General features: G+C 60.9%; 26 protein-coding genes. 17 read left to right on the top strand and 9 right to left on the bottom strand.

Annotated features, from left to right (window positions below):
* Positions 1 to 16 precede the first annotated feature (16 nt).
* The 5 genes from trbF (at position 17) to gdhA (ending at position 5,091) form a co-directional block, all read left to right on the top strand.
* A complete protein-coding gene (gene trbF, locus ATY02_RS31575) occupies positions 17 to 721 on the top strand; it encodes a conjugal transfer protein TrbF (protein ID WP_006378793.1) in 705 nt (234 codons plus the stop codon).
* Positions 718 to 1,710 (top strand): P-type conjugative transfer protein TrbG, encoded by a 993-nt coding sequence (trbG, locus tag ATY02_RS31570; RefSeq protein ID WP_164823731.1) that lies wholly within the window; start codon positions 718 to 720, stop codon positions 1,708 to 1,710. Before trbF ends, trbG begins: the two co-directional genes overlap by 4 nt.
* A 2-nt stretch (positions 1,711 to 1,712) precedes the next feature.
* On the top strand, positions 1,713 to 2,993 hold the full coding sequence (locus ATY02_RS31565) for a TrbI/VirB10 family protein (RefSeq protein WP_164823730.1): 1,281 nt from the start codon (positions 1,713 to 1,715) through the stop codon (positions 2,991 to 2,993).
* Positions 2,990 to 3,235, top strand: a complete 246-nt coding sequence (locus ATY02_RS31560; RefSeq protein ID WP_034018438.1) for a DUF2274 domain-containing protein — start codon at positions 2,990 to 2,992, stop codon at positions 3,233 to 3,235. Before ATY02_RS31565 ends, ATY02_RS31560 begins: the two co-directional genes overlap by 4 nt.
* Before the next feature lie 518 nt (positions 3,236 to 3,753).
* Entirely contained in the window at positions 3,754 to 5,091 is a 1,338-nt protein-coding gene (gdhA, locus tag ATY02_RS31555) for an NADP-specific glutamate dehydrogenase (protein WP_068581028.1), read from the top strand.
* A 6-nt stretch (positions 5,092 to 5,097) separates the two neighbouring features.
* Here gdhA and ATY02_RS31550 read toward each other — a convergent pair whose 3' ends face one another.
* From ATY02_RS31550 to ATY02_RS31535, 4 genes are all read right to left on the bottom strand, one after another.
* On the bottom strand, positions 5,098 to 5,589 hold the full coding sequence (locus ATY02_RS31550) for a GreA/GreB family elongation factor (protein WP_068581025.1): 492 nt from the start codon (positions 5,587 to 5,589) through the stop codon (positions 5,098 to 5,100).
* A gap of 71 nt (positions 5,590 to 5,660) precedes the next feature.
* On the bottom strand, positions 5,661 to 6,017 hold the full coding sequence (locus ATY02_RS31545; protein ID WP_068581023.1) for a hypothetical protein: 357 nt from the start codon (positions 6,015 to 6,017) through the stop codon (positions 5,661 to 5,663).
* Between the two features lie 99 nt (positions 6,018 to 6,116).
* On the bottom strand, positions 6,117 to 7,970 hold the full coding sequence (locus tag ATY02_RS31540; protein ID WP_068581020.1) for a DUF4105 domain-containing protein: 1,854 nt from the start codon (positions 7,968 to 7,970) through the stop codon (positions 6,117 to 6,119).
* 91 nt (positions 7,971 to 8,061) lie between these two features.
* Positions 8,062 to 8,550, bottom strand: coding sequence for a DUF3015 domain-containing protein (locus ATY02_RS31535; protein ID WP_068581017.1), 489 nt, complete (start codon positions 8,548 to 8,550; stop codon positions 8,062 to 8,064).
* Between the two features lie 274 nt (positions 8,551 to 8,824).
* On the opposite strand from ATY02_RS31535, the gene ATY02_RS31530 reads away from it, so the two are divergent.
* Complete coding sequence (locus ATY02_RS31530) at positions 8,825 to 11,263, top strand: Lon protease family protein (protein WP_068581014.1); 2,439 nt, start codon at positions 8,825 to 8,827, stop codon at positions 11,261 to 11,263.
* Positions 11,264 to 11,476: 213 nt separating this feature from the next.
* A complete protein-coding gene (locus ATY02_RS31525; protein WP_068581011.1) occupies positions 11,477 to 11,818 on the top strand; it encodes a hypothetical protein in 342 nt (113 codons plus the stop codon).
* Between the two features lie 21 nt (positions 11,819 to 11,839).
* Here the strand turns inward: ATY02_RS31525 and ATY02_RS31520 are convergent, their stop codons facing one another.
* Positions 11,840 to 13,672 (bottom strand): hypothetical protein, encoded by a 1,833-nt coding sequence (locus ATY02_RS31520; RefSeq protein ID WP_068581008.1) that lies wholly within the window; start codon positions 13,670 to 13,672, stop codon positions 11,840 to 11,842.
* Positions 13,673 to 13,824: 152 nt separating this feature from the next.
* On the opposite strand from ATY02_RS31520, the gene ATY02_RS31515 reads away from it, so the two are divergent.
* The 3 genes from ATY02_RS31515 to ATY02_RS31505 all read left to right on the top strand — a co-directional run bounded on the left by ATY02_RS31515 (position 13,825) and on the right by ATY02_RS31505 (position 15,498).
* Positions 13,825 to 14,313, top strand: a complete 489-nt coding sequence (locus ATY02_RS31515; protein ID WP_068581005.1) for a TIGR00645 family protein — start codon at positions 13,825 to 13,827, stop codon at positions 14,311 to 14,313.
* Between the two features lie 134 nt (positions 14,314 to 14,447).
* On the top strand, positions 14,448 to 14,753 hold the full coding sequence (locus tag ATY02_RS31510) for a DUF6482 family protein (protein ID WP_068581002.1): 306 nt from the start codon (positions 14,448 to 14,450) through the stop codon (positions 14,751 to 14,753).
* 127 nt (positions 14,754 to 14,880) lie between these two features.
* Positions 14,881 to 15,498, top strand: coding sequence for an FKBP-type peptidyl-prolyl cis-trans isomerase (locus ATY02_RS31505; protein WP_068580999.1), 618 nt, complete (start codon positions 14,881 to 14,883; stop codon positions 15,496 to 15,498).
* Positions 15,499 to 15,574: 76 nt separating this feature from the next.
* Here the strand turns inward: ATY02_RS31505 and ATY02_RS31500 are convergent, their stop codons facing one another.
* From ATY02_RS31500 to ATY02_RS31490, 3 genes are all read right to left on the bottom strand, one after another.
* Positions 15,575 to 15,844, bottom strand: a complete 270-nt coding sequence (locus ATY02_RS31500; protein ID WP_068580996.1) for a hypothetical protein — start codon at positions 15,842 to 15,844, stop codon at positions 15,575 to 15,577.
* Between the two features lie 186 nt (positions 15,845 to 16,030).
* Positions 16,031 to 16,372, bottom strand: coding sequence for a zinc ribbon domain-containing protein YjdM (locus ATY02_RS31495; protein WP_016967028.1), 342 nt, complete (start codon positions 16,370 to 16,372; stop codon positions 16,031 to 16,033).
* Between the two features lie 122 nt (positions 16,373 to 16,494).
* The gene (locus ATY02_RS31490; RefSeq protein ID WP_068605706.1) at positions 16,495 to 17,463 is read right to left on the bottom strand and encodes a polyprenyl synthetase family protein; all 969 of its coding nucleotides are present in this window, start codon (positions 17,461 to 17,463) and stop codon (positions 16,495 to 16,497) included.
* Between the two features lie 379 nt (positions 17,464 to 17,842).
* On the opposite strand from ATY02_RS31490, the gene rplU reads away from it, so the two are divergent.
* The 5 genes from rplU (at position 17,843) to ATY02_RS31465 (ending at position 21,651) form a co-directional block, all read left to right on the top strand.
* Entirely contained in the window at positions 17,843 to 18,154 is a 312-nt protein-coding gene (rplU, locus tag ATY02_RS31485; RefSeq protein WP_068581034.1) for a 50S ribosomal protein L21, read from the top strand.
* A 35-nt stretch (positions 18,155 to 18,189) separates the two neighbouring features.
* Positions 18,190 to 18,447 (top strand): 50S ribosomal protein L27, encoded by a 258-nt coding sequence (gene rpmA, locus ATY02_RS31480; RefSeq protein WP_003228360.1) that lies wholly within the window; start codon positions 18,190 to 18,192, stop codon positions 18,445 to 18,447.
* Between the two features lie 194 nt (positions 18,448 to 18,641).
* Positions 18,642 to 19,865, top strand: a complete 1,224-nt coding sequence (gene cgtA / locus ATY02_RS31475) for an Obg family GTPase CgtA (RefSeq protein WP_031320559.1) — start codon at positions 18,642 to 18,644, stop codon at positions 19,863 to 19,865.
* A gap of 185 nt (positions 19,866 to 20,050) precedes the next feature.
* Positions 20,051 to 21,169 carry a glutamate 5-kinase gene (gene proB / locus ATY02_RS31470; protein WP_068581037.1) on the top strand — a complete coding sequence of 373 codons (1,119 nt, stop codon included), beginning with the start codon at positions 20,051 to 20,053 and terminating at the stop codon, positions 21,167 to 21,169.
* Between the two features lie 20 nt (positions 21,170 to 21,189).
* Positions 21,190 to 21,651 carry a CreA family protein gene (locus tag ATY02_RS31465; protein WP_068581040.1) on the top strand — a complete coding sequence of 154 codons (462 nt, stop codon included), beginning with the start codon at positions 21,190 to 21,192 and terminating at the stop codon, positions 21,649 to 21,651.
* Between the two features lie 111 nt (positions 21,652 to 21,762).
* On the opposite strand, the gene rpsT is transcribed toward ATY02_RS31465, so the two are convergent.
* On the bottom strand, positions 21,763 to 22,041 hold the full coding sequence (gene rpsT, locus ATY02_RS31460; RefSeq protein ID WP_009050949.1) for a 30S ribosomal protein S20: 279 nt from the start codon (positions 22,039 to 22,041) through the stop codon (positions 21,763 to 21,765).
* Between the two features lie 252 nt (positions 22,042 to 22,293).
* Here rpsT and murJ point away from each other — a divergent pair, with 252 nt between their 5' ends.
* Together murJ and ribF are read left to right on the top strand one after the other, a co-directional pair.
* Positions 22,294 to 23,832 carry a murein biosynthesis integral membrane protein MurJ gene (murJ, locus tag ATY02_RS31455; RefSeq protein ID WP_068581043.1) on the top strand — a complete coding sequence of 513 codons (1,539 nt, stop codon included), beginning with the start codon at positions 22,294 to 22,296 and terminating at the stop codon, positions 23,830 to 23,832.
* A gap of 129 nt (positions 23,833 to 23,961) precedes the next feature.
* Positions 23,962 to 24,906 carry a bifunctional riboflavin kinase/FAD synthetase gene (ribF, locus tag ATY02_RS31450; protein ID WP_068581046.1) on the top strand — a complete coding sequence of 315 codons (945 nt, stop codon included), beginning with the start codon at positions 23,962 to 23,964 and terminating at the stop codon, positions 24,904 to 24,906.
* The last annotated feature ends 12 nt before the right edge of the window (positions 24,907 to 24,918 follow it).

The raw sequence follows: 24,918 nt of genomic DNA, 5'->3' as shown, positions 1-24,918 counted from the left end.
TTCAAGGAGAACACCCATGCGATTCAAACGACCGCAGGTGCGCTACGCCGATACGCCGCAGCCTGCCACCCCGTATCAAGCCGCCGCCCAGGTGTGGGACGACCGTATCGGCTCCGCCCGCGTGCAGGCGAAGAATTGGCGCCTGATGGCCTTCGGCTGCCTAGTGCTCGCGCTGTTGATGGCCGGCGGCCTGGTGTGGCGCTCGGCGCAGTCCATCGTGACGCCCTATGTCATCGAGGTCGATCAGGCCGGGCAGGTGCGCGCTGTAGGTAAGGCCGCTACGCCGTATCGGCCCGGCGACGCGCAGATCGCGCACCACCTGGCGCGCTTCGTGACGCTGGTTCGCTCGCTGTCCATCGACCCCATCGTGGTGCGGCAGAACTGGCTCGATGCCTACGACTACACCACCGACAAGGGCGCGGCGGTGCTCAACGACTACGCCCGCACCAATGACCCATTCGCCCGCATCGGCAAGGAATCGGTGACGGTGCAGATCACCAGCGTGGTTCGCGCCAGCGACACGTCTTTCAACGTGCGTTGGACAGAGCAGCGCTATGTCAACGGTGCGCCCGCCGGCACCGAACGCTGGAACGCCGTGCTTTCGACCGTCCTGCAAACCCCGCGTACTGAACAGCGCCTGCGCAAGAACCCATTGGGCATCTACGTCAACGGCCTGTCATGGAGCCGCGAACTGGATTCTTCCGAAGGAGCCAAACCATGAAACTTCGTTTCCGCCTTTACGTTTTTCCTTTGACGCTTCTGGCCCTCGCGGGCTGCGCCTCGCAGGGCAAGCCGCCGCCGTCCATCTTGCTCGACGAGCCGGTGCTGGCCCAGCCATTGCCCGAACCGCCCACGCCCGTCGAAGTCGTCGCCGTCCCTGAACCGCTGGCGCTGCCGGCGCAGTTGAAGCCGCTGCCGGAACTCGATGAGGCCCCCGTTGCGCCGGAGCCGGCCGACGAAAAGGTGCGCGTTTCCCGTGCCAATGCAGAAGCGCGTATCGCGCCTACCCGTGAGGGCTACGTCAACGCGATTCAGGTGTGGCCGTTCACCGATGGCGCGCTTTATCAGGTCTATGCGTCGCCGGGGCGCGTGACGGTGGTTTCGCTTCAACCGGGCGAGGAACTGGTAACGGTCGCCGCCGGCGATACCGTGCGCTGGATCGTGGGCGACACGTCCAGCGGCGGCGGGGCCGATCTGCGCGTCAATGTGCTGGTCAAGCCTATCCGCTCCGGTCTGAAAACCAATCTCGTCATCACCACCAGTCGGCGCACCTACCTGCTGGAGCTGACCTCGACCGAGAGGGCATGGATGGCGTCGGTGTCCTGGGACTATCCGAAAGACCGAATGCTCGCGTTGCAGCGCCAGGCGCAGGCAGCGCAGGCAACAACGCCTGTCGATACGGGCCTGTCGCTGGACAAGATCCGCTTCCGCTACGCGGTATCGGGCAGCAACCCGCCGTGGAAGCCTCTGCGCGCCTTCGATGATGGAGAGAAGGTCTATATCCAGTTCCCGCCGGGCATCGCCCAGGGCGAGCTGCCGCCGCTGTTTGTCATCGGCGCGCAGGGCGACGGGCAACTGGTGAACTACCGTTTTCGCTCGCCGTACTACGTCGTGGATCGCCTGTTCGGCGCGGCCGAACTGCGGCTGGGCGGCGATGGCGGCGACGTGGTGCGGATCGAGCGCACCGATGGTGTTGCACGGAGGAACTGACCATGAGCCAGGATGACACTCCCGACCTTGCCGCGCCGCAGGCGGACAAGGTGGCGCCGGAGGCAGTGGCGCTGCGCGCCCAGCCGCGTCCAGTCACACGCCTGAACCGGCGCTCGCTGGCCATCCTTGCCGGCGTCCTAGCGGTCGCCGTGCTCGGCGCGCTGATGTGGTCGCTGCAACCTCATCGACGCAGCACAGGCGAGCAGACCGAGCTTTACAACGTCGATCGCGTGTCAAAGTCGGAAGGACTGGATGCGCTGCCGACGGACTATTCCAAGCTGCCGCCGGCGTTGCCGCCTGCCGTTCCCGAACTAGGGCCACCGCTGCCGGGCGATCTTGGCCCGGCTATCGTGAAGTCGCAGCAGCCGGCGACGGCTGTCTACGCGGCCCCCGGTCACGACCCGAACGATGCCCTGCGAAAAGAAGCCGAGGCGGCCGCGGCCTCGTCCGTGTTCTTCCGCTCGGGTGGGCAGAATGCGGCGCCGGTAGCGCAGACACAGGTGGCCGCTGCGCCGGGCTTCGCCGCCAATGCGGCGTTTGACCCGCTGGCGGCCGGGCCGGCCTCCACGGCGGCCCAACCTGCTGACCCGACAGCGGTGCAAAACCGGCAAGACCAGAAAGAGGCTTTCATGAAAGCTGGCCCCACTGAAACCCGTAATTCCGGCAATCTGACTCTGCCAATTTCGCCGTATCAGGTTATGGCCGGAACAGTGGTCGCAGGTGCCTTGGTGACGGGCATCAAGTCGGACTTGCCCGGCGACGTGATCGCCACGGTGACGGAGCCGGTCTATGACACAGCCACCGGGCGCTTCCTGCTGATTCCGCAGGGTTCGCGCATCCTGGGCAAATACAACAGCCAGGTCAGCTACGGGCAGAGCCGCGTTCAAGTCGTCTGGAACCGGATCATCCTGCCGGACACGTCTTCGCTCACGCTCGACAACCTGGCCGGCACCGACCCAGCCGGCTATGCCGGGCTGGAGGACGATGTGGACTACCACTGGGGCCGCATCTTTGCCGGTGCGGCACTCACCACGCTGCTGGGCGTCGGTGCCGAGCTGGCCGCGCCGGAGAACCGGCAGGATGGTGATCGCGTCATCATCGCTGGGCGCGACAGCGCGCAGGACAGCATCAATCAGGTCGGCCAGGAGATGACCCGGCGCAACCTCAACATCCAGCCGACCTTGACGCAACGGCCGGGCCTGCCGGTTCGCATCATCGTCAACCGGGATCTGGTGCTGCGGCCGTACCAGCCGCTGTTCTTCAACCGGGGGACTTCACGATGAGCACGACCAAGAAGCTGCGACTCGGCCCGCTGCCGAAGACCGAGAGCACCAAGCTGACTTTCGTTTGCCCGACCAGTTTGAAAGCCGACCTCGACCGCTACGCCGCGCTACACGCGCAGGCGTATGGCGAGGCTGTCGACGCGGCGACGCTAATCCCGCATATGCTGGAAGCGTTCATGGCTGGAGATCGGGGATTCAGGAAGGGGGGCACGAGCAAGACTGAGCCTCCGAAATCGAGTTGACGATGTCGGCGCAGCCACCACTGCCCAGAATGAAAGCGCAGCCTGCGGGCTGCGCTTTCGCTTTTGAGGAAGTCTTGTGGCAACTCAAGGCGTGATATCGATGCGATCTTGCACGCTACGGCGCTCTTACGCTTTCTATCGCGAAGCGCCTATACGACACCTAGCTTGAAAAACGGCAACGACACGCAGAAGCCAGAAATTGGCCTAACCTGTTGTCCCACAAGCCCTATCGTCGCGCTGCATCGCTCACCTAGAAGCTTGACAGCGGACATTTTTTATGCCCGGAACGATGTTTTCCGGTAAATCCAGTGGGGCGAATGACGTTCAAAGTGAGTGCAAACCTGCGACTTTTTGTCACCAATTCAGTGCGCTCAAGCCCAGCAAAATCAACAAATTTATATTAAATGCACCATTTAAATTCATATCTGCGACATTTTGCGCTGTCGCGGTGCGGGTTGAGTTGATAAAGTCCTTGGCAAATCTCCCCCTTAACGACAATAAATCTGCTGAGACTTTCCATGATCGAATCCGTCGAAGACTTCCTCGCCCGCCTGAAAAAGCGCGATCCGGACCAGCCCGAATTCCACCAGGCGGTGGAAGAGGTATTGCGTAGCCTGTGGCCGTTTCTCGAGGCCAACCCGCATTACCTGGACTCCGGTGTTCTCGAACGGATCTGCGAGCCGGAGCGCGCCGTGGTATTTCGCGTGTCCTGGGTCGACGATCAAGGCAAGGTCCGGGTCAACCGTGGCTTCCGTATCCAGATGAACAGCGCCATCGGCCCGTACAAGGGCGGCCTGCGTTTCCACCCGTCGGTCAATATGGGCGTGCTGAAATTCCTCGCCTTCGAGCAGACGTTCAAGAACTCCCTCACCTCCCTGCCCATGGGCGGCGGCAAGGGCGGCTCGGACTTCAACCCCAAGGGCAAGAGCGACGCCGAGGTCATGCGTTTCTGCCAGGCCTTCATGAGCGAGCTGTACCGGCATATCGGCGCGGACGTGGACGTACCGGCCGGGGACATCGGTGTCGGTGCCCGGGAAATCGGCTTCCTCTTTGGCCAGTACAAGCGCTTGAGCAACCAGTTCACCTCGGTACTGACCGGCAAGGGCATCAGCTACGGCGGCAGCCTGATCCGCCCGGAAGCCACGGGTTTTGGTTGCGTGTACTTCGCCGAGGAAATGCTCAAGCGTCGGGGCGATCGGGTCGAAGGCAAGCGCGTGGCGATCTCCGGCTCCGGCAACGTTGCGCAGTATGCCGCCCGCAAGGTCATGGACCTGGGGGGCAAGGTGATCTCGTTGTCGGACTCCGAAGGCACCCTGTACTGCGAGTCCGGCCTGAGCGAAGAACAATGGCAAGCGGTGCTGGAACTCAAGAACGTCCAGCGCGGGCGCATCAGCGAGCTGGCTGGTCGCTTCGGCCTGGAGTTCCGGGCTGGCAAGACGCCTTGGGACCTGCCTTGCGAGATTGCCCTGCCGTGTGCGACCCAGAACGAGCTGGACGCCGAGGCCGCCCGGACCCTGCTGCGCAACGGCTGCACTTGTGTTGCCGAGGGGGCCAACATGCCCACCACCCTGGAGGCTGTGGATATCTTCATCGACGCCGGCATCCTGTTTGCCCCGGGCAAGGCTTCCAACGCCGGTGGCGTAGCGGTGAGTGGCCTGGAGATGTCGCAGAACGCCATGCGCCTGTTGTGGACCGCCGGCGAGGTGGACAGCAAGCTGCACGCCATCATGCAGTCGATCCACCACGCCTGCGTCCACTACGGCGAAGAAAACGGTCGGGTCAACTACGTCAAGGGCGCGAATATCGCGGGCTTCGTCAAAGTCGCCGATGCCATGCTGGCCCAGGGCGTGGTCTGAGGCGACTCAGGCCGGTTCGATACGGATGATTTCGATCAGCCGGTCCCCGGCCGGTCGCTGCCACAGAACTTCGTCCCCAGGTTGCGCGCCCAACAGTGCCCGACCCAGGGGCGAGGCCCAATTGACCAGGCCGCGGGCGGCATCGGCCTGGTCTTCGCCGACCAACTGCACGCTGTGCTGGTCGTCCAGTTCATCGACATAGGTCACCCGACTGCCGATCTGTACTTTGTCGGTGGCGGTGGCTGTCACCACCTGGGCACTGCGCAAGCGCTGGGAGAAGTAACGCAGGTCTCGCTCCAGGTCGGCCAGGCGCTGCGGATCGGCGCTATCGCGCAAGTCACTTTGTTGCTGATGCTGGAGTTGCAGCTGAGCGACTTTCTCCTGAAGCTCCACCAGGCCCTGGGGCGTGACATAGTTGGGGTGCGGGCTGACCTGGCGCTCGATCGGTTGCTCGGCCTGGGCGGCTGCCTGGTCCTCGTTGACGAAAGCGCGGCTCATGGTGTGCTCCTTGGCTGGAGGGTCGAGCCATGGTTGCAGGCTTTTACCCCCTGCAGTTAGCTGAAAACGACCTATTGCGAGCGATAGGCCCGCGCGGCATCGCGATCCTTTTCCTGTTGCCAGGCCCGTTCCCGCTCATCCCAATGCCGTTCGCGATACTGTTCGCGGTCCTGGTTTTCCAGCATGGCCTGGCACTGACGGAAGCCATCATCCCAGCCTTCGGCATACTGCCGGTCCTCGAGGTAGCGGGGCACGTCCTTGCGAAACTCTCCGCTGATGGACCCCGCGGCCTGGCGGCCACTGACGCAGCCGGCATCGAAGCCGTCGGCAAATGCTGGCGGATAGCCCTGCGCGAGCAGATGCTCGTGGGTTGATTCACAGCCACCGATCAGGGCCAGTGCCAGCAATGCCCAAGCGTAACGCCACATCGAGGAACTCCCAGACTTCACATGAGTGAAGTCTAGAAGGGCATTTGTCGGCGACGCGTGAAAACCTTGTCGCTAGCAGCTTGACGCTCGCAGCTGCCGTTAGTAGTGGTACCACTTGAGTTCGAGCATGACTTCGTTGGCCGGGCTGGCCAGTTGGCTGAACTCCCGCTGTGCGCTCAGGCGCAGGCCCAGGTTGCGCGACAGCTCCCATTGCTGGTTGAGGCTCAGGCTGCGGCGGACTTCACCATTGGTGAAGTAGTCGCCCTTGGCTTCCAGGCTGAAGTTGCCCAGTGGATTCTTCCATAGCAGGCCGGAGTTGAAGCCTGCCGCCGGAGCGATGAAACCGGCGAAATCGGCGTTGTGCTCGACCCGTACCGTGCCCAGCGCAAAGCCCAGGGTGTCCTCGCCCAATTGCCAGGTGCCGCCGGCACCGCCATTGACGTGGCTGACCAGGGTTTCGTCGTCGTGCTTGCCCGGTACCCGCTCCAGGCCGCCGGTAACTTGCCAGGACCAGGGTTGCAGCAACTGCGTACGTGGGGTCAGGGAGCGGATGGTGGCCAGGTCGAGCTGCTGCAATTGCCAGTGGTTACCTTCGTACTGGCGCAGCTTCATCTGCAGGATCTCGATCTGGGCGCCCATTGGGAAGCCTTCGGCGTTGTCATTGAGGTCGTGATAGGCCATGCGCAGGCCGTACTCGGCAAAGGCCTTGTCGTCGCGCGTGCCGACCCCGAGTTGCCAGGTGCGGGACTGGTGGCCGTCTTCCGGCAGGCCTGGCCGCTGGATCTGCAACTCTGGAGCGGGGTTCTGGTTGATGGCCCTGAGCAGCTCGAAACTGCGCTGGGAGCGTTCGGCATCACGCTCCTGGCCATTGGCTCGATAACGTTCCAGGCGATAGGCCGCGTCCACGACCAGGGCTTGTCGGTCCCGGGGCAGGGCCTTGAAATCGCGGTCCTGCAGTTGTTTCTGGTCGGCGCTGACCTTGAGTACCCATTGTTGCTCTTCGGGGTTCAAGGGCTGGGCGCGGCTGAGCAACTCGCGCTCCCTGGATGGGCGATAGTCGATTCGTTCCACCAATCCGGCGTCCTTGACTGCCTTGACGGTGTCGGTGGGGATCGCGGTGAGTGGGAACTGGCCGGTCAGGCGCAGGCTGGGGCGAGCGACCTGCAGCAGTTCCAGCAGGCGGTAGGAACAGTTCTCGTCGAAGAAGAAGTAGTCGAACTTGATCTGCTTCAGTTCCCACACATGTTCCACCATGCGCTCGGTTTCCACCTGGGTGAGGTTCAGCCGGTACTCCCACAGGTCGCGGTTCTCCAGGCTGCGGTACTCCGCCAGTTTTTCCTGGTAGGGCACCAGGGCGAACAGTCCGGGATAACCACCCATCAAGCCCTTCCAGGCATAGAGGATGCTGTTGTCGGAGCCTTCGATGTAGGCGCCGAAGTTGATGGCATAACTGAGCAGGGCAGTGTGATTGCTTTGCACGTCGGCCTGGTCGATACGCAGCAGGGTGTGGCCGAACATTGACGATGGACTGTTGAGATAGGCGGCCGGAAAGATCATCATCGTGCTGTGGGGCGCGACGTCCTTGAACCACTGGGTGAACTCGGCGCATTCGACCTTGGGCAGGTCGTCCAGCTTCAGCTGTGCCTTGAGCCAGCGGGTACGGGCTGGATAGACGCACTGGGCATGTCGTTCCCCGGCACTGGCGGGCGCGTAGAGGGCGTCCAGGGTCGCCTGCAACTCGGCATCGGGGTGATGGGCGCCATCGGCGGCCAGGAAGAACTTCGGGTCGCTGACATAGCTGCGCCAGCCTCCCAGCTTGGCGGTTTCGTAGTGGCCCAGGGAGATCCAGAAGGGGTCGTTGGCCAGTTGCTGCAAACGTTGATGGTCGATGTGAGGCGCGGCGTACAACGGGGCGCAGGCACAGAGCGCCAGGTAGGCAAGGCGTTTGAGCATATCGGGCAACTTAAGTCGGAAATACAAAGACCCAAGGTGGGGCAAGGTCGATAAAAAAAGCCCGCTCCCAAGGGGAGCGGGCGAGCCGGACTTAAACCGGGGTGGCGTACTTGGCCAGGCGCGAATCGCCCTTCAGGACGGCCAGGGTGTTGGTATGCACGTCTTCGGCCGTTACGTCGGCCTTGTTGAAGATCTGCTGGAAGTGTTCGTGGGTGACCGCTGCGAAGTGCGCGCGGTCTTCGGGAGCCACGCCCAGGACTACGGCGTAGGTGGTCAGGGCTTCGCCCTGGCCCTTGGCCATGTCTTCGGAGAGCTCGTTCATCATCCCGTTCATGGCGAACCAGGACTTACCGCCGTAGGTCAGTGCCGCGTTGGTGGAGCAACCGTTGGTGCCGGAAGTCATGCCGAAGGTCGCGTTACCCGAGGTGCCGTTGGTGGTCGACGCCAGGAAGTGCGCCGGCGTGCCGCGCTGGCCCTTGAACAGCATGTTGCCCCAGCCGCAATCCGGGCCGCCTGGGGCCTGGGCCATGGCGTTGAGGGATACGACGGTGAAAAGAGTACCGAGAAGGATCCGTTTCATAGCGTTGTTCTCTTTGTGTGCATACCAATGGACAGGGGGACTGGTCCGTACCGGCACCAGGGGGCCGGTTATCACCCAGCCGCACAGGTTGGAGTTTAGGCAGATTCCTTGGGTTCCGTAACAATTTACAAAACAATGCCTGGGGCCGGGGGGTGCACGGCATGGGGGGACAGTCCCTGTGCGGCCTGAACCTTGCCGCCAGGCGTGCCTTGCCAGCCGGGCATACCCGGCGCCAGAATGCCGTCATCCGCCCCGCCTGATGTAAGGAAGCCCGATGCCTGATCCTGTTGCTGCCAGCTTGCGTCTAGCGCCTGAAGCGCTGACCCGCCCCTTTTCTGCTGAACAGTTCAGCTTCTCTACCACCAATGATCTGGAACCCTTTCGCGGCGTGCTTGGCCAGGAACGTGCTGTAGAGGCCTTGCAGTTTGGCGTGGCCATGCCGCGCCCTGGCTATAACGTGTTTGTCATGGGCGAGCCGGGCACCGGCCGCTTTTCGTTCGTCAAGCGCTACCTCAAGGCCGAAGGCAAGCGCCTGCAGACGCCGTCGGACTGGGTCTATGTCAATAACTTCGATGAGCCGCGCGAGCCGCGGGCCCTGGAGTTACCGGCCGGTGCGGCGGGCAGCTTCATCGCCGATATCAATGTCCTGATCGATAACTTGCTGGCGACTTTCCCTGCGGTATTCGAGCATCCGTCCTACCAGCAGAAAAAGAGTGCCATCGACCGGGCCTTCAACCAGCGCTATGACCGTGCCCTGGACGTGATCGAGCGCCTGGCCCTGGAGAAGGACGTGGCGCTGTACCGCGATAGCAGCAATATCGCCTTCACGCCGATGTACGAGGGCAAGGCGCTGGACGAAGCTGAATTCGCCCAGTTGCCGGAAGCCGACCGCGAGCGCTTCCATGAAGATATCTCCGCCCTGGAGGAGCGCCTCAACGAAGAGCTGGCAAGCCTGCCGCAGTGGAAGCGCGAATCGAGCAACCAACTGCGCCAGCTCAACGAGGAGACCATCACCCTGGCCCTGCAACCGTTGCTGTCGCCGTTGTCGGAGAAGTACGCGGAGAATGCAGCGGTCTGCGGCTACCTGCAGGCCATGCAGGTGTATCTGCTCAAGACCGTGGTCGAGCAACTGGTGGACGACAGCAAGACCGACGCTGTGGCGCGCAAGCTGCTGGAGGAACAATACTGCCCGAGCCTGGTGGTGGGGCATCCGGCCAGCGGCGGTGCTCCAGTGGTGTTCGAGCCCCATCCGACCTATGACAACCTGTTCGGGCGGATCGAGTACAGCACCGACCAGGGCGCGCTCTACACCACCTATCGACAGCTGCGCCCTGGGGCACTGCATCGGGCCAACGGCGGCTTCCTGATCCTGGAAGCCGAGAAGATGCTCAGCGAGCCCTTTGTCTGGGATGCCCTCAAGCGTGCCTTGCAGTCGCGCAAGCTGAAGATGGAGTCGCCCCTGGGGGAGATGGGCCGCCTGGCCACGGTGACCCTGACGCCGCAGATGATCCCGCTGCAGGTCAAGGTGATCATCATCGGTGCCCGCCAGCTGTACTACACGCTGCAGGACCTGGACCCGGACTTCCAGGAGATGTTCCGGGTGCTGGTGGATTTCGATGAAGACATCCCGATGGTGGACGAAAGCCTGGAACAGTTTGCCCAACTGCTCAAGACCCGTACCTCCGAAGAGGGCATGGCTCCCCTGACCGCTGATGCGGTGGCGCGCCTGGCCACCTACAGTGCCCGCCTTGCCGAGCACCAGGGGCGCTTGTCGGCGCGAATCGGTGATTTGTTCCAACTGGTCAGCGAGGCCGACTTCATCCGCCACCTGGCCTCGGACGAAATGACCGATGCCGGGCATATCGAGCGTGCGCTCAAGGCCAAGGCGACTCGTACCGGGCGCGTCTCGGCGCGGATTCTCGACGACATGCTGGCCGGCATCATCCTCATCGATACCGACGGGGCTGCCGTGGGCAAGTGCAACGGCCTGACCGTACTTGAGGTGGGGGACTCGGCTTTCGGGGTGCCAGCGCGGATTTCCGCCACGGTCTACCCTGGCGGCAGCGGCATCGTCGATATCGAGCGCGAGGTCAACCTGGGCCAGCCGATTCACTCCAAGGGGGTGATGATCCTGACCGGGTACCTGGGTAGTCGCTATGCCCAGGAGTTCCCCCTGGCGATTTCCGCGAGCATCGCCCTGGAGCAGTCCTACGGTTACGTGGATGGCGATAGTGCTTCGCTGGGCGAGGCCTGCACGCTGATCTCGGCGTTGTCGAGGACGCCGCTCAAGCAGTGTTTTGCCATTACCGGCTCGATCAACCAGTTTGGCGAAGTACAAGCGGTTGGCGGGGTCAACGAGAAGATCGAAGGCTTCTTCCGCCTATGCGAGGCCCGTGGCCTGACGGGGGAGCAGGGGGCGATCATTCCCCAGGCCAACGTTGCCACCCTGATGCTCGACGAGAAGGTCCTGCAGGCCGTGCGCAGTGGGCAGTTCCACGTCTATGCGGTGCGCCAGGCCGATGAGGCGCTGAGCCTGCTGGTGGGCGAGCCTGCCGGTGAGCCGGATGCCGATGGGCAGTTTCCCGAGGGCAGCGTCAATGCCCGAGTGGTGGAGCGCCTGCGGGTCATCGCCGAGATGATCAGCGAGGAAGACCTGAAGGAGGCGGAGAAGGAGTCGGCGCAAGAGGCGCTGTCCGAGGCCAAGCCGGCCTGAGGATAGTGGATGGCGGGGGCCTGTGCCCTCGCCATTGGCGTCGATGCGCTGGCGCCAATTTTTCAAAATAGACCATTCGGCGCCTGTTGGATGGGGCAACTTTGTTTATCGCTCTTTTCTTCTATCCTCAGGGCAAGGAGAACGACAATCGTCGCTGGATCGAAACAGTCTTCGGCTGAAGGCTGAATAGTGGATCTACCGAGGGTCGCCGCCATGTCGCGCAACCTTTGCCTCACTCGCCAATGCCTTGGCCTGGTTACCCGTATCGAATGCAGTGTCCGCCCTCTGGCTGGTGACAACGGTATGTGGACCCTTCTCTTCGCGGCCGGAATGGCTGGTGAACAACCTTCGGCAATCAAGTCCCAGGGACCGTTCTGTGGTCCAGTGCTCGCCGAGTCCATCCTCGACTCCATCGTCGAAAGCCTGACGACCCATGGCTACCAGTTGGCCGACGATCCACAGATCTGGTGCCTGCACTTGCAGGCCCAGTTGCGGCAGATGAACGGGGACCGGGGACGTAGTGGCGGTGACTTCCAGTTTCACCCCGAGCACTGAAGGACAGGTCCCGTCGCTTGGCTAGGGCGCGGGAGGTCCTGACTCGACTTTGTCGAGCTTGACCTCGAAACCGTATTCCACGGTGTTCAGGTCACTGCGGTTGTAGGTTTCCAGTTGGCTTGGCTGGCCGTAGAAGTAGTGCACGTCATACAGCGCTGGACCGGCATTCGGAGCGCTGTGGGAGACCGCCAGGATCTCCTTGAGGTACTGGCCGCTTGCGTCCTTGGCATAGAAGCGCCAGGCGTCCGAAGGAAAGAGCTTCTGGTCGACGATCAGGGCATTGCCCTTGAGTTCGAGCCCCTTGGGCAATTGTTCGGTGCCTATGCTCTTTTTCTCGATATTGGCCAGAAACAGTGGAACCGAGCCGACGGCGTAGGCCGGGGTTTCCGGGAACAGGTTCAGGTCGTAGGTGATGACTCCGCGCATGGCGTCGATCTCGATGGCCTCGTCCGGCAGTTCGATGGGTTCGCCACGTTCGCCCTTGTCGTTCTGGGTGAAGAACGTCAGCGGCGTGTCCCCAGTGTTGAACTGTGAGCCCAGTAGCTCATCGTTGAAGGTGCGAGGGTGGTTGAATTCGATGCGAGCCGCACTGGCATCCTCCACCGATTGGCTGATGCTGACTGATTTTTTCAGTGATTCCTCGTCCAGTTGCGCGCCCTTGAGGTAGCTGGCTGCCTGGTCGTCATAGACCACCACCGGCATTGGCAATGGTTGGATGAGCTTGTCCGTGGTGTTGCTCTCGAAACGATGCACGGGCAGGTCCAGGTCCTTGCGCGTGACCTGGGCCTGGGCGAAGTCGAGAACGGCGACCTCCAGTTTGTCCACCAGGCCGTTGAAGTAGACCTTGGCATAGTGCCGGGTGTGCTTTCGGTCGAAGGCTTGCTGTTCGTCTTCCAGTTGTTTTTCGAAGGCATCGCTCCAGGCCTTCTGTTGTTGCATCTCGGCCAGTTGCTGTCGATAAAAGGCAATTTGCTCGGCATCTTCATTGATCGAGCCGGAGCGTGAGAGAACCTGCCCAGTGCTATCGCGGGCCTGGGCCAGCAACGGAGTAGCGGAGGCATCGCTGAGTTCTTCGGGAAGCGCTGTGCTGTTGTCCACGACGATCTCGGCGACGTTTTTCTCCAGGACCAGCAGGGTCAGGGTGATGTTTCCATCCTTGCGAGGCTTGCCGACGTCGGCCTTGGTCAGTTCGAGATTCAACACCCGTCCCGGTGCGATCACTTCCAGCTTGCCTTGCAGGGAGACAGGTTGCGGTTGGCTCTTGTTGTCGATCTCCAGCCCTTCGACAAAGGGGTAGGCCACGGTCAGGTCGTCCGGGTTGGTCATGTTGGCGCTGGAGGGGCTCAACTGGATTCCCGAATCGGTTTCCGACCATTCTGGTTGGAAGGCAACCACCTTCTTGTTGCTCAAGGTCACCGATTGCCATTGCAGATCATGGGGGAAGGGGAACTGCCCCGGGATGTTGAAGCTGAACGGGAAGACCGGTTGCAGGTCGGTCAGGTAGTCCGAGTTCGATTGTTTGCGCAGTACGAACAGACCGTTGACGTAGGTATCCACCAACGCTTGGGGAGACGGGTAGTGCTTGAGCAAGGCCAGCGCGTCATCAGCATATTCGGTCTCGATCGGCTTGTTGGCGAGCTTGAGCTGGGCGCGTTCCAGAAGCAGCAATGAGCCACCGAGGTCGGCGAACGCGTCCTTGAGCTTGGGGTCCTGGATGGCCGCCAGGGACTTTTCCAGCTGGGCGGCCTCGTCCTTGAGATTGGCCTCTTTCTTTTCTTCGCTGGGCGAACAGCCGCTGCTGCTCAGTACGGCCAGGCACAAGCCAAGGCTTGCCAAAGGCAATCGCAAATCCATTTTCCAGTCGTCCTGTCCAATGTCGGTGAGTGCTAGGAATGGTTCCGACACTAGCAGAAAAACGGCCCGGAAAAACCGGTAGGGCCATGGTTTATGGGCTTTTTGAGCGCTGATATACTCGGCGCCGCTTTCACATCAGGTACGAGATTTCAATGGAACGTTTTATCGAAAATACAATGTATGCCTCACGCTGGCTGCTGGCGCCGATCTACTTCGGCCTGTCCCTGGGCCTGCTGGCGCTGGCATTGAAGTTCTTCCAGGAAGTCTTCCACGTCATTCCCAATGTGTTTTCCATGGCCGAGTCCGACCTGATCCTGGTGCTGCTGTCGTTGATCGACATGGCGCTGGTGGGCGGCTTGCTGGTGATGGTGATGATTTCCGGCTACGAGAACTTCGTGTCGCAGTTGGACATCGATGAAAACAAGGAGAAGCTCAGCTGGCTGGGCAAGATGGACTCCTCGTCGCTGAAGATGAAGGTGGCTGCGTCCATCGTGGCGATTTCCTCGATCCATCTGCTGCGAGTGTTCATGGATGCCAAGAACATTCCTACCGAATACCTGCTGTGGTACGTGGTTATCCACATGACTTTCGTTGTCTCCGCATTTGCCATGGGTTACCTGGACAAGCTGACCAAGCACTAAGGGCTCTTGTGAGCGGGATGAATACCGCCCGTCCGTTGTGAAACGGACGGGCGGTGTCGTTTGTGGCTTGTGCTTTTCCTGGCCGGGGCATATCCCTGTACAGGTCACGGGAGTGGATTGCACGAGGTGCGCTCATGAACCTGCAGGAAATGAATGCCTACGCTCTTGCCGGAAAAGTCGACGAGTTGAACCTGATCTCCCTGGAGGGGGGAATCTACCTGCTTGAGGCTCGAATGCATGGGATGGCCTTTCCACTGATCGACGCCCAGGGCCAGACATTCCACTTGCGTTCGGTAGAACATGCCCGTGAGGTGCTGCAGGCCTTTCCTGATTTACCATTCAACCTGATCCATACCCTGGTGCACGACGAGATGTGCGGGCTGGCTGCCGGGACTGATGATCGCTTGAAAGTCCCCATCACCCTGCATGCCGGGGGCTGAGCTCCCGGCGGCGATGATCCGCGCTGGCCTTCTGTGCTAGTCTGCTCGCCCTTTTGGTTCCGGGCGCTCCGGAGGAACGTGCTTTCGCACGGTGCTTCGCGAGCCGTCCGCACAGCGGAGCAGCGTCATGTCCGAAGTAAACCTGTCTACCGACGAAACCCGCGTCAGCTACGGTATTGGCCGTCAGTTGGGCGACCAACTGCGTGATAACCCACCGCCGGGCGTGAGCCTGGAGGCGATCCTGGCAGGCCTGACCGATGCTTTTGATGGTAAGCCAAGCCGCGTTGGCCAGGACGAAATGTCCGCCAGCTTCAAGGTGATTCGCGAAATCATGCAGGCTGAGGCCGCTGCCAAGGCTGAGGCCGCAGCAGGTGCGGGCCTGGCATTCCTGGCTGAAAATGCCAAGCGTGAAGGCATCACCACTCTGGCTTCCGGCTTGCAGTTCGAAGTGCTGACCCAGGGCGAAGGCGCCAAGCCGACCCGTGAAGACAGCGTGCGTACTCATTACCACGGTACCCTGATCGACGGCACCGTATTCGACAGCTCCTACGAGCGTGGCCAACCTGCCGAGTTCCCGGTAGGCGGCGTGATCGCGGGCTGGACTGAAGCCCTGCAACTGATGAATGCCGGTAGCAAATGGCGCCTGTATGTACCGAGCGAGCTGGCTTACGGTGCGCAAGGCGTTGGCAGCATTCCTCCGCACAGCGTTCTGGTATTCGACGTCGAGTTGCTGGACGTTCTGTAATCGGTAGAGGAGCCTGCCCGTTGGCGACGAAACTGTCGTCATCGCCTGCGAGCAGGCTCCTTGATCGGCAGCGGGGTCATAGGCGGATTCTTGCGCTCAGGCCCTGGCTGTCGGTGCCGGTCGGCCGCAAGGCTCTGGCGTAGCAGAACAAAAACAGGTTGCGCACCAACTCCTTGAGAACCAGTGGTTCGCTGGAGCTCAAGCCATTCAGGTCCAGATCACCCTGGTCCTGCAGCTCGTTCAGGGCTTCTTCTTCCAACACCGCACAGACTTCCCCGGTTTCCCGATGCAGGATTCGCAGGTAGGGGTGTGGGCGATCCAGCCAGGCATCAATCAAATAAGTCATGGTTCTCATCTCCTTGAATGGGGTTCAATGAGAATAATTCTTATTCAATGAATAGCAAGTGCCTATTGGCGGTTTCTGCTTTTTTCTGCGCAGAAATTGCTTTCGCTCAAAGCGAATGGCTTTTGGCTAGCAGGGGAGTGCTTGAGGATGGGGAGGCCTCTCGCGCTGGGCGCGAGAGGCGTGGCTTCAAACCTTGCGGACGAACTCGGACTTGAGTTTCATCGGGCCGATGCCATCGATCTTGCAGTCGATATCGTGGTCGCCATCGCACAGGCGGATGTTCTTGACCTTGGTACCGACCTTGACTACCAGGGAAGTGCCCTTGACCTTGAGGTCCTTGATCACGGTGATGGTATCGCCGTCCTGCAGTACGTTGCCCACCGAATCCTTTTTCACTGCTTCATCGGAAGCGGCTTCGGCTTCGCCACTGGCGGACCATTCATGGGCGCACTCGGGGCAGATCAGCTGGGTACCGTCTTCGTAGGTGTATTCGGAATTGCATTTTGGGCAGGGTGGCAAAGTGCTCACTTAGGCTCCTCAAAGTCAGGATGGCTAAAAAGCGCACATTATATAGGGTTTTGCCGGGAAGCGGGGGCGCAGGGCCTGGAGGTAGGACCGGCTCCTGCCACTGGCAGGAGCCGGGGTGCATCTTAGTGAGTGCGGGCCACCGCGAATTCGCTCAGCTCCACCAGGGCATCGCGGTATTCGCTGGCTGGCAGGGCTTCAAGGCAGGCAATGGCACGAGCGACGTAATCACGAGCCAGTTGCGCGGTGTAGTCCAGGGAGCCAGAGGCTTCGACCGCATTGCGGATGCTTTCAAGATCTTCGATCCCGCCTTTCTGGATCGCTTGGCGAACCAGGGCCGCTTGTTCCGGGGTGCCTTCACGCATGGTGTAGATCAATGGCAATGTCGGCTTGCCTTCTGCCAGGTCGTCACCGACGTTCTTGCCCAGCGTGTCTGCATCGCCGCGATAATCCAGCAGGTCGTCGACCAGTTGGAAGGCTACGCCGAGATGGTCGCCAAAGGTGCGCAGCGCCTCGGCCTGTTCCTGCGTCGCGCCGGCCAGGGCCGCGGCACTGTGGGTCGAGGCCTCGAAGAGCATCGCGGTCTTGCCGCGGATGACTTCCATGTAGGTTTCTTCGGTGGTGCTGGCGTCGCGTACCTTGGACAGTTGCAGTACTTCGCCTTCGGCAATGATGCGTGTGGCATGGGACAGGATGCGCATGACGGGCATCGAGCCCAGTTCGACCATCATTTCGAACGAGCGCGAGTACAGGAAGTCGCCCACTAGCACGCTTGGGGCGTTGCCCCACATCGCGTTGGCGGTCGAGCGTCCACGCCGCATGCCGGACATGTCGACTACATCGTCATGCAGCAAGGTGGCGGTATGCAGGAATTCGATGGTGGCGGCCAGCATGCGCAGATCGTCGCCCTCGCGACCCAGGGCCTTGCCGCACAGCAGCACCAATAGAGGACGCAGGCGTTTACCGCCGGCCGAGGTAATGTAGTCGCCGATTTTCGAAACCAGCGGTACTCGGGACGTCAATTGTTTCTTGATGATGCCGTCGACGGCGTTAAAATCTTCCGCCACCGCGCGGTAGAAAGCTTGGGGTTGCATCAGTGACAGGTGCTCCAGAAGGGATGCGCGGCATGCTAGGACCCACGTCCGCAGGTGTCAAGGCGCGTTCCCGAGAGGGTAAAGCCCCGGTATGCCGTAATTTGCCAAGGTAAAATACTAGGTTAATGCTCTTGTTTTGCCATTGAAGCCTGATGGCATGCTTTCTTTTCTTTTGGCACAAGGGCTTGACAGCATCTTTCGCGCTCCTGAGCGGCACTTGCATCGTTATTGTGCCTTGCGTACAATCGCGCACCCTGAACTTCCTGGGCAGCACCTGCCTTACGCAATTGCACTTGGGCCGTTCCAGCCCCATGCAGCCATGCCAGCCAATACCTCTTCTTATTAAGAGCTGGGTGAGCAGGATTATCGGAGAAATACCATGTACGCAGTAATCGTTACCGGCGGTAAGCAATACAAGGTCGCTGAAGGTGAATACCTGAAGATCGAAAAACTGGAAGTCGCCACTGGCGAATCCGTGACTTTTGACCGCGTTCTGTTGGTCGCCAATGGCGATGACGTGAACATCGGCGCACCTGTTGTTGCTGGCGCAACCGTCAAGGCTGAAGTGATCGCCCAAGGTCGTCACGATAAAGTCCGCATCATCAAGTTCCGTCGCCGTAAGCACCACATGAAGCGTATGGGCCACCGCCAGTGGTTCACCGAGATCAAAATCACCGGTATTCAGGCTTAATTTCAGCCTAATTCCTCACTAGGAGAATTGAACTCATGGCACACAAAAAAGCTGGTGGTAGTACCCGTAACGGTCGCGACTCAGAAGCCAAACGCCTTGGCGTGAAGATGTATGGCGGCCAGGTCATCAAGGCCGGCAACATCATCGTGCGTCAGCGCGGCACCCAATTCCACGCTGGCTACGGCGTTGGCATGGGCAAGGATCACACCCTGTTCGCGAAAATCGAAGGCGTGATCAAGTTTGAAGTAAAAGGCGCCTTCGGTCGTCGTTACGTGAGCGTCGTCGCAGCTTAATTGCGCGATCGCTGGAAAAGCCCTGTCTCGCGACGGGGCTTTTTCGTTTGTGGGATGAGTCTCTTGCAAAGCTGTTTGTACGGGCTGCCAGCGTTGGAATTTTCGGTCGTTGATTGAGGCCGCTGCGCTCATTTTTGCAAGAGTCTTATGTCTTGGTTTTTTCAGCTCGCCCGTGCGGCGAGAGGCGTTTGATCATGAAGTTTGTTGATGAAGTTTCGATCCGAGTAAAAGCTGGCGACGGCGGCAATGGTTGCATGAGTTTCCGTCGGGAAAAGTTCATCGAGAACGGTGGTCCCAACGGTGGTGATGGCGGTGATGGCGGCTCGATCTTCATGGTCGCCGACGAAAACCTCAATACCCTGGTGGACTACCGCTATACCCGCCATTTTGACGCCGAGCGTGGCTCCAATGGCGGTAGCACCGACTGCACCGGCAAGAAGGGCGAGGACCTGGAGTTGCGGGTTCCGGTTGGTACCACGGTGATCGATGCTGGCACCCAGGAGGTCATCGGTGACCTGACCAAGGCGGGCCAGCGCCTGATGGTGGTGCAGGGTGGCTGGCACGGCCTGGGTAACACCCGCTTCAAGTCCAGTACCAATCGTGCGCCACGCCAGACCACACCGGGCAAACCGGGCGAGCAGCGTGACCTCAAGTTGGAGTTGAAGGTGCTGGCGGACGTTGGTCTGCTGGGCTTGCCGAATGCCGGCAAGAGTACCTTCATTCGTTCGGTTTCCGCGGCCAAGCCGAAAGTCGCCGACTATCCGTTCACGACCCTGGTGCCGAACCTGGGCGTGGTCAGCGTCGATCGCTGGAAGAGCTTCGTGATCGCGGATATTCCGGGGTTGATCGAGGGGGCTTCCGATGGCGCTGGCCTGGGGATCCGCTTCCTCAAGCACCTGGCGCGTACGCGCATCCTGTTGCACCTGGTGGACATGGCGCCGCTGGATGAGAGCAGTCCTGCCGATGCTGCCGAGGTGATTGTCAACGAGCTGATGAAGTTCAGTCCGTCCCTGGCTGAGCGTGAGCGCTGGCTGGTGCTGAACAAGAGCGACATGCTTCTTGAGGAGGAACAGGAGGAGCGCGTCAAGGAGGTTGTCGAGCGCCTGGAGTGGACCGGTCCTGTGTATGTGATCTCGGCTATCTCCAAGGAAGGCACCGAGCGCCTGAGCCGTGACATCATGCGGTACCTGGAAGATCGTGCCGATCGTCTGGCGGCCGACCCGGCCTTTGCCGATGAGCTGGCCGAGCTGGATCAGCGTATCGAGGATGAGGCGCGTGCCCAGCTGCAGGCCCTGGATGACCAGCGGGCCCTGCGCCGCACTGGCGTGAAGAGCGTCCATGATATCGGCGACGATGACTGGGATGAGGAGGATGTGGATGACGAGGATGGCCCGGAAATCATCTACGTCCGCGACTGATTCATCGTTGGCGGGCTTGCCCGCGAAGACGGTTTATCTGGCTTGGCGCGGTGTTATCATCGCTGCCGGGCCAGCTTTCAATGCGCCGCTCATCTGAGCGGCGTTTTGGTGTCTGCGCGGCGTACATACGAATAACCCCATGAGTGGCGCTCGGTCGCGTCGCTCGCTGGCAAAGGTTGAATGAGATGCGGAGCAAGGTGACGGGTGCACAGCGCTGGGTCGTGAAGATCGGCAGTGCGCTGCTGACGGCGGACGGCAAGGGGCTGGATCGCGCAGCGATGGGTGTGTGGGTTGAGCAGATGGTGGCCTTGCATGAGGCTGGTGTCGAGCTGGTGCTGGTCTCTTCCGGCGCTGTCGCTGCTGGCATGAGTCGCCTGGGCTGGACCGCACGACCGAGTGCGATGCATGAGTTGCAGGCTGCCGCGGCCATTGGCCAGATGGGGCTGGTGCAGGCTTGGGAATCGAGCTTCGCCGAGCATGGTCGGCATACCGCGCAGATCCTCCTGACCCATGACGACTTGTCGGATCGCAAGCGTTACCTCAATGCGCGCAGCACCTTGCGCGCATTGGTCGAGCTCAAGGTGATCCCGGTGATCAACGAGAACGATACCGTGGTCACCGATGAGATCCGTTTTGGTGATAACGATACCCTGGCGGCACTGGTGGCCAACCTGGTGGAGGCGGATTTGCTGGTGATCCTGACTGATCGCGATGGCATGTTCGATGCTGACCCGCGCAGTAATCCAGGCGCCCAGCTGATCTATGAGGCGCGAGCCGATGATCCAGCCCTGGATGCGGTGGCTGGTGGTACTGGCGGTGCTCTGGGGCGTGGCGGTATGCAGACCAAGCTGCGCGCTGCGCGGTTGGCGGCGCGTTCCGGGGCGCACACGATCATCGTGGGTGGGCGGCTGGAGCGGGTCCTGGATCGGTTGAAGGCGGGCGAGCGGATCGGCACCTTGCTGTCGCCGGAGCGCGGCATGCTGGCTGCGCGCAAGCAGTGGTTGGCTGGGCATCTGCAGACTCGCGGTACCCTGGTGCTCGATGAGGGGGCAGTGTCTGCGTTGGCCCAGGGCCGCAAGAGTTTGCTGCCGGTTGGTGTCAAGCAGGTCCAGGGTGGCTTCCGGCGTGGTGAGATGGTGGTCTGCGTGGCGCCTGATGGGCGCGAGATCGCTCGTGGGTTGGCTAACTACAGTGCGCAAGAGGCACAGAAGATCATTGGCCAGCCTTCCGATGCGATTGTCGGTGTGCTGGGCTACATGGCCGAGCCGGAGCTGGTTCATCGCGACAATCTGATTCTGGTTTGAGTGGCATAAGGAAAAATCGAATGCGCATGGCAAAGGGATTGTTGGGTTTGTTCTTGGCGATGCCGCTCATGGCGTCGGCCGAGGAGATTGGCCAGGTGTCCACGGTCTTCAAGTTTGTTGGGCCGAATGATCGGATCGTCGTCGAGGCGTTCGATGACCCCAAGGTCGATGGCGTGACCTGCTATCTGTCGCGGGCCAAGACGGGTGGTCTCAAGGGTGGCCTGGGTTTGGCCGAGGATCGAGCCGAGGCCTCCATTGCCTGTCGCCAGGTGGGGCCGATTGCCTTCAAGGGTGACCTGAAGGATGGCGAGGAGGTATTCAAGGAACGCACGTCATTGGTGTTCAAGACCATGCAGGTGGTGCGCTTCCTCGACAAGAAGCGCAATACCCTGGTGTACCTGGTCTATAGCGATCGGTTGATCGAGGGTAGTCCGCAGAATGCGGTGACGGCGATTCCGATCCTGCCTTGGTCGCATCAGTAATCTGATCGCTGGCGAGTCGGCCCTGTGGATGTTGGGCTGGCTCGTCGGGCGGGTTGAATTACAGGCAATAAAAAACCGACCCTTGGGTCGGTTTTTCAACAAGCGTATCGCTTAGGCTGCAGCAGCGAGCTTCAGAGCCTTGATGTGGCCATTCAGGCGGCCTTTATGGCGAGCAGCTTTGTTCTTGTGGATGATGCCTTTATCGGCCATACGGTCGATAACTGGCACGGCCAGAACGTAAGCAGCTTGCGCTTTTTCGGCGTCTTTTGCGTCGATGGCTTTAACTACATTCTTGATGTAGGTACGAACCATGGAACGCAGGCTGGCGTTGTGGCTGCGACGCTTCTCAGCCTGTTTTGCACGTTTTTTGGCGGAAGGTGAGTTGGCCACCGTCGAGCTCCTCGAAAGACTTTTTGGGAAATAGCAAACAAAATAGGCCGCGAATCATGCCGATGAGTTGGTGTGTTGTCAAGGGCAGCTGATGCGTTCCGCTGAGTGGTCGATCTGAAGAGGCGGGATATTTATTTCCGGCGCTTGACCTGTAAACTCGCGAGCTTTGGCTCTGTGCTGTTGCGGCGCGGAGTATCGCACAGGTGGGCATCCTTTCGCCTGCTGTTTATCTACTAAGGCACAAAGCTTTTCATGAACCTGCTCAAGTCGTTGGCCGCCGTCAGCTCTATCACGATGCTTTCCCGAGTGCTGGGGTTTGTGCGTGACACCATCATCGCGCGTACCTTCGGTGCCGGGATGGCCACGGATGCCTTCTTCATTGCCTTCAAGTTGCCCAACCTGTTGCGGCGGATCTTTGCCGAGGGAGCGTTTTCCCAGGCCTTCGTACCGATCCTCGCGGAGTACAAGAGCCAGCAGGGCGAAGAGGCGACGCGTACTTTCATCGCTTACGTGTCCGGCTTGTTGACCCTGGTGCTGGCATTGGTCACGGCCCTTGGAATGATCGCAGCGCCCTGGGTCATCTGGGCCACGGCGCCGGGTTTCGTCGATTCCCCGGAAAAGTTCGCCCTGACCTCCGACCTGTTGCGGGTGACCTTTCCTTATATATTGCTGATCTCCCTCTCATCCCTGGCCGGGGCGATCCTCAATACCTGGAATCGCTTCTCGGTGCCGGCCTTCGTACCGACCCTGCTCAATGTCAGCATGATCATCTTCGCGGTGTTCCTCACGCCGTACTTCGATCCCCCCGTGATGGCTCTGGGGTGGGCGGTGCTGGCTGGGGGGCTGGCGCAGTTGCTCTACCAGCTGCCGCATCTGAAGAAGATCGGCATGCTCGTGCTGCCGCGCCTGAGTCTGCGTGATACTGGGGTGTGGCGGGTGCTGAAGCAGATGCTGCCAGCGATCCTCGGGGTGTCGGTGAGCCAGATTTCGTTGATCATCAACACCATCTTCGCTTCGTTCCTGGTGGCCGGCTCGGTGTCGTGGATGTATTACGCCGATCGCCTCATGGAGCTGCCTTCGGGTGTGTTGGGCGTGGCGCTCGGGACCATCCTGCTGCCAACGCTCGCCAAGACCTACGCCAATAAGGATCGTCACGAATATTCGCGGATCCTCGATTGGGGGTTGCGCCTGTGTTTCATCCTGGTGCTGCCTTGCTCCCTGGCGCTGGGGATCCTGGCAGAGCCCTTGACGGTGTCCCTGTTCCAGTACGGTGAGTTCAGTGCCTTCGATGCCGCCATGACTCAGCGCGCGCTGGTGGCTTATGCCGTCGGTTTGTTGGGGATCATCGTGATCAAGGTGTTGGCGCCGGGTTTCTATGCCCAGCAGAACATCCGCACGCCGGTGAAAATCGCCATTTTTACCCTGGTTATCACTCAGTTGCTCAACCTCATGCTGATCGGTCCCTTCAAGCATGCGGGCCTGGCCTTGGCCATCAGCGGCGGTGCCTGTATCAATGCGGGCCTGCTGTTCTACCAGTTGCGCAAGCAGCAGATGTTCCTGCCCCAGCCGGGGTGGGGCGTCTTCACCCTGAAGCTGATCGTCGCGGTAGCGGTGATGTCGGGCGTGTTGCTGGGGGCGATGTATTTCATGCCGGCCTGGGATCAGGGGCATATGCTCGAGCGCTTTCTGCGCCTGGGAGCCTTGGTGGCAGCCGGTGTAGTGGCTTATTTCGGTATGTTGGCGTTACTGGGCTTTCGCCTGCGGGACTTCAATCGCAAGGCTCTGAACTGACGACGGTTTAGTTGTTGGGGCGGGGTTGACACAGGTTTTGTCGGTTCGATCACTTTGGGGTGTGGTGCTGCCTGTCGTCAGCCGCCCGGTGTGGTTATAATCGGCCACTTTATGAGCAAGAAGCGCGTTATGCAGCTGGTTCGAGGCCTTCACAATCTGCGCCCCCAGCATCGGGGCTGCGTCGCCACTATTGGCAACTTCGACGGTGTTCACCTTGGTCACCAGGCTATCCTGGGTCGACTGCGTGAGCGTGCGCTTGAACTGGGCGTGCCCAGCTGTGTGGTCATTTTCGAGCCACAGCCGCGAGAGTTCTTCGCTCCCGAGTCTGCTCCTGCACGCCTGGCACGCTTGCGCGACAAGTTGCAGTTGCTGGCTCAGGCAGGGGTCGACCGGGTCCTGTGCCTGGCGTTCAACCAGCGCCTGAGCAAGCTCAGTGCCAGCGAGTTCGTCGAGCGGATCCTGGTGGATGGCCTGGGGGTACAGCACCTGGAGGTCGGCGACGACTTCCGTTTTGGGTGTGATCGGGCGGGCGACTTCGAGTTCCTGCAGCAGGCGGGCGTGACCCACGGGTTTACCGTCGAGGCGGCCCAGACTGTTGAACTCGATGGCTTGCGTATCAGCAGTACCCAGGTCCGCAATGCACTGGCTGCCGCTGATTTCGAGCTGGCCGAACGCTTGCTCGGTCGCCCGTACCGGATTGCCGGTCGGGTCCTGCATGGCCAGAAACTGGCGCGCCAGTTGGGTACGCCCACGGCCAACGTGCAATTGAAGCGTCGTCGTGTGCCGCTCTCCGGGGTCTACCTGGTCAGTGTCGACATCGATGGCAAGGCCTGGCCGGGAGTTGCCAATATCGGCGTCCGCCCCACGGTCGCAGGTGATGGCAAGGCCCACCTGGAAATTCATCTTTTAGATTTTGCCGGCGATCTGTATGACCGGCGTTTGACGGTGGTTTTCCACCATAAGCTGCGTGAAGAGCAGCGTTTCGCCTCCCTGGAGGCGTTGAAGACGGCGATCAATGCGGATGTTGCCGCCGCCCGTGCCCAAGTGGCACGTATCCATAGCGCCAATCGCTAATGAAGAGCCTTA

It is taken from the genome of Pseudomonas sp. BIOMIG1BAC, from assembly GCF_001705995.2.
Taxonomy (GTDB): domain Bacteria; phylum Pseudomonadota; class Gammaproteobacteria; order Pseudomonadales; family Pseudomonadaceae; genus Aquipseudomonas; species Aquipseudomonas sessilinigenes.
Note: the sequence above shows the minus strand (reverse complement) of the source record. Positions and strands in the feature narration are given on the sequence as shown.

Bases quoted from the DNA above. Each gene is read 5' to 3' on its own strand.
- trbF (WP_006378793.1), top strand. From the start codon at position 17: ATGCGATTCAAACGACCGCAGGTGCGCTACGCCGATACGCCGCAGCCT.
- trbG (WP_164823731.1), top strand. From the start codon at position 718: ATGAAACTTCGTTTCCGCCTTTACGTTTTTCCTTTGACGCTTCTGGCC.
- ATY02_RS31565 (WP_164823730.1), top strand. From the start codon at position 1,713: ATGAGCCAGGATGACACTCCCGACCTTGCCGCGCCGCAGGCGGACAAG.
- ATY02_RS31560 (WP_034018438.1), top strand. From the start codon at position 2,990: ATGAGCACGACCAAGAAGCTGCGACTCGGCCCGCTGCCGAAGACCGAG.
- gdhA (WP_068581028.1), top strand. From the start codon at position 3,754: ATGATCGAATCCGTCGAAGACTTCCTCGCCCGCCTGAAAAAGCGCGAT.
- ATY02_RS31550 (WP_068581025.1), bottom strand. From the start codon at position 5,589: ATGAGCCGCGCTTTCGTCAACGAGGACCAGGCAGCCGCCCAGGCCGAG.
- ATY02_RS31545 (WP_068581023.1), bottom strand. From the start codon at position 6,017: ATGTGGCGTTACGCTTGGGCATTGCTGGCACTGGCCCTGATCGGTGGC.
- ATY02_RS31540 (WP_068581020.1), bottom strand. From the start codon at position 7,970: ATGCTCAAACGCCTTGCCTACCTGGCGCTCTGTGCCTGCGCCCCGTTG.
- ATY02_RS31535 (WP_068581017.1), bottom strand. From the start codon at position 8,550: ATGAAACGGATCCTTCTCGGTACTCTTTTCACCGTCGTATCCCTCAAC.
- ATY02_RS31530 (WP_068581014.1), top strand. From the start codon at position 8,825: ATGCCTGATCCTGTTGCTGCCAGCTTGCGTCTAGCGCCTGAAGCGCTG.
- ATY02_RS31525 (WP_068581011.1), top strand. From the start codon at position 11,477: ATGTCGCGCAACCTTTGCCTCACTCGCCAATGCCTTGGCCTGGTTACC.
- ATY02_RS31520 (WP_068581008.1), bottom strand. From the start codon at position 13,672: ATGGATTTGCGATTGCCTTTGGCAAGCCTTGGCTTGTGCCTGGCCGTA.
- ATY02_RS31515 (WP_068581005.1), top strand. From the start codon at position 13,825: ATGGAACGTTTTATCGAAAATACAATGTATGCCTCACGCTGGCTGCTG.
- ATY02_RS31510 (WP_068581002.1), top strand. From the start codon at position 14,448: ATGAACCTGCAGGAAATGAATGCCTACGCTCTTGCCGGAAAAGTCGAC.
- ATY02_RS31505 (WP_068580999.1), top strand. From the start codon at position 14,881: ATGTCCGAAGTAAACCTGTCTACCGACGAAACCCGCGTCAGCTACGGT.
- ATY02_RS31500 (WP_068580996.1), bottom strand. From the start codon at position 15,844: ATGACTTATTTGATTGATGCCTGGCTGGATCGCCCACACCCCTACCTG.
- ATY02_RS31490 (WP_068605706.1), bottom strand. From the start codon at position 17,463: ATGCAACCCCAAGCTTTCTACCGCGCGGTGGCGGAAGATTTTAACGCC.
- rplU (WP_068581034.1), top strand. From the start codon at position 17,843: ATGTACGCAGTAATCGTTACCGGCGGTAAGCAATACAAGGTCGCTGAA.
- rpmA (WP_003228360.1), top strand. From the start codon at position 18,190: ATGGCACACAAAAAAGCTGGTGGTAGTACCCGTAACGGTCGCGACTCA.
- cgtA (WP_031320559.1), top strand. From the start codon at position 18,642: ATGAAGTTTGTTGATGAAGTTTCGATCCGAGTAAAAGCTGGCGACGGC.
- proB (WP_068581037.1), top strand. From the start codon at position 20,051: ATGCGGAGCAAGGTGACGGGTGCACAGCGCTGGGTCGTGAAGATCGGC.
- ATY02_RS31465 (WP_068581040.1), top strand. From the start codon at position 21,190: ATGCGCATGGCAAAGGGATTGTTGGGTTTGTTCTTGGCGATGCCGCTC.
- murJ (WP_068581043.1), top strand. From the start codon at position 22,294: ATGAACCTGCTCAAGTCGTTGGCCGCCGTCAGCTCTATCACGATGCTT.
- ribF (WP_068581046.1), top strand. From the start codon at position 23,962: ATGCAGCTGGTTCGAGGCCTTCACAATCTGCGCCCCCAGCATCGGGGC.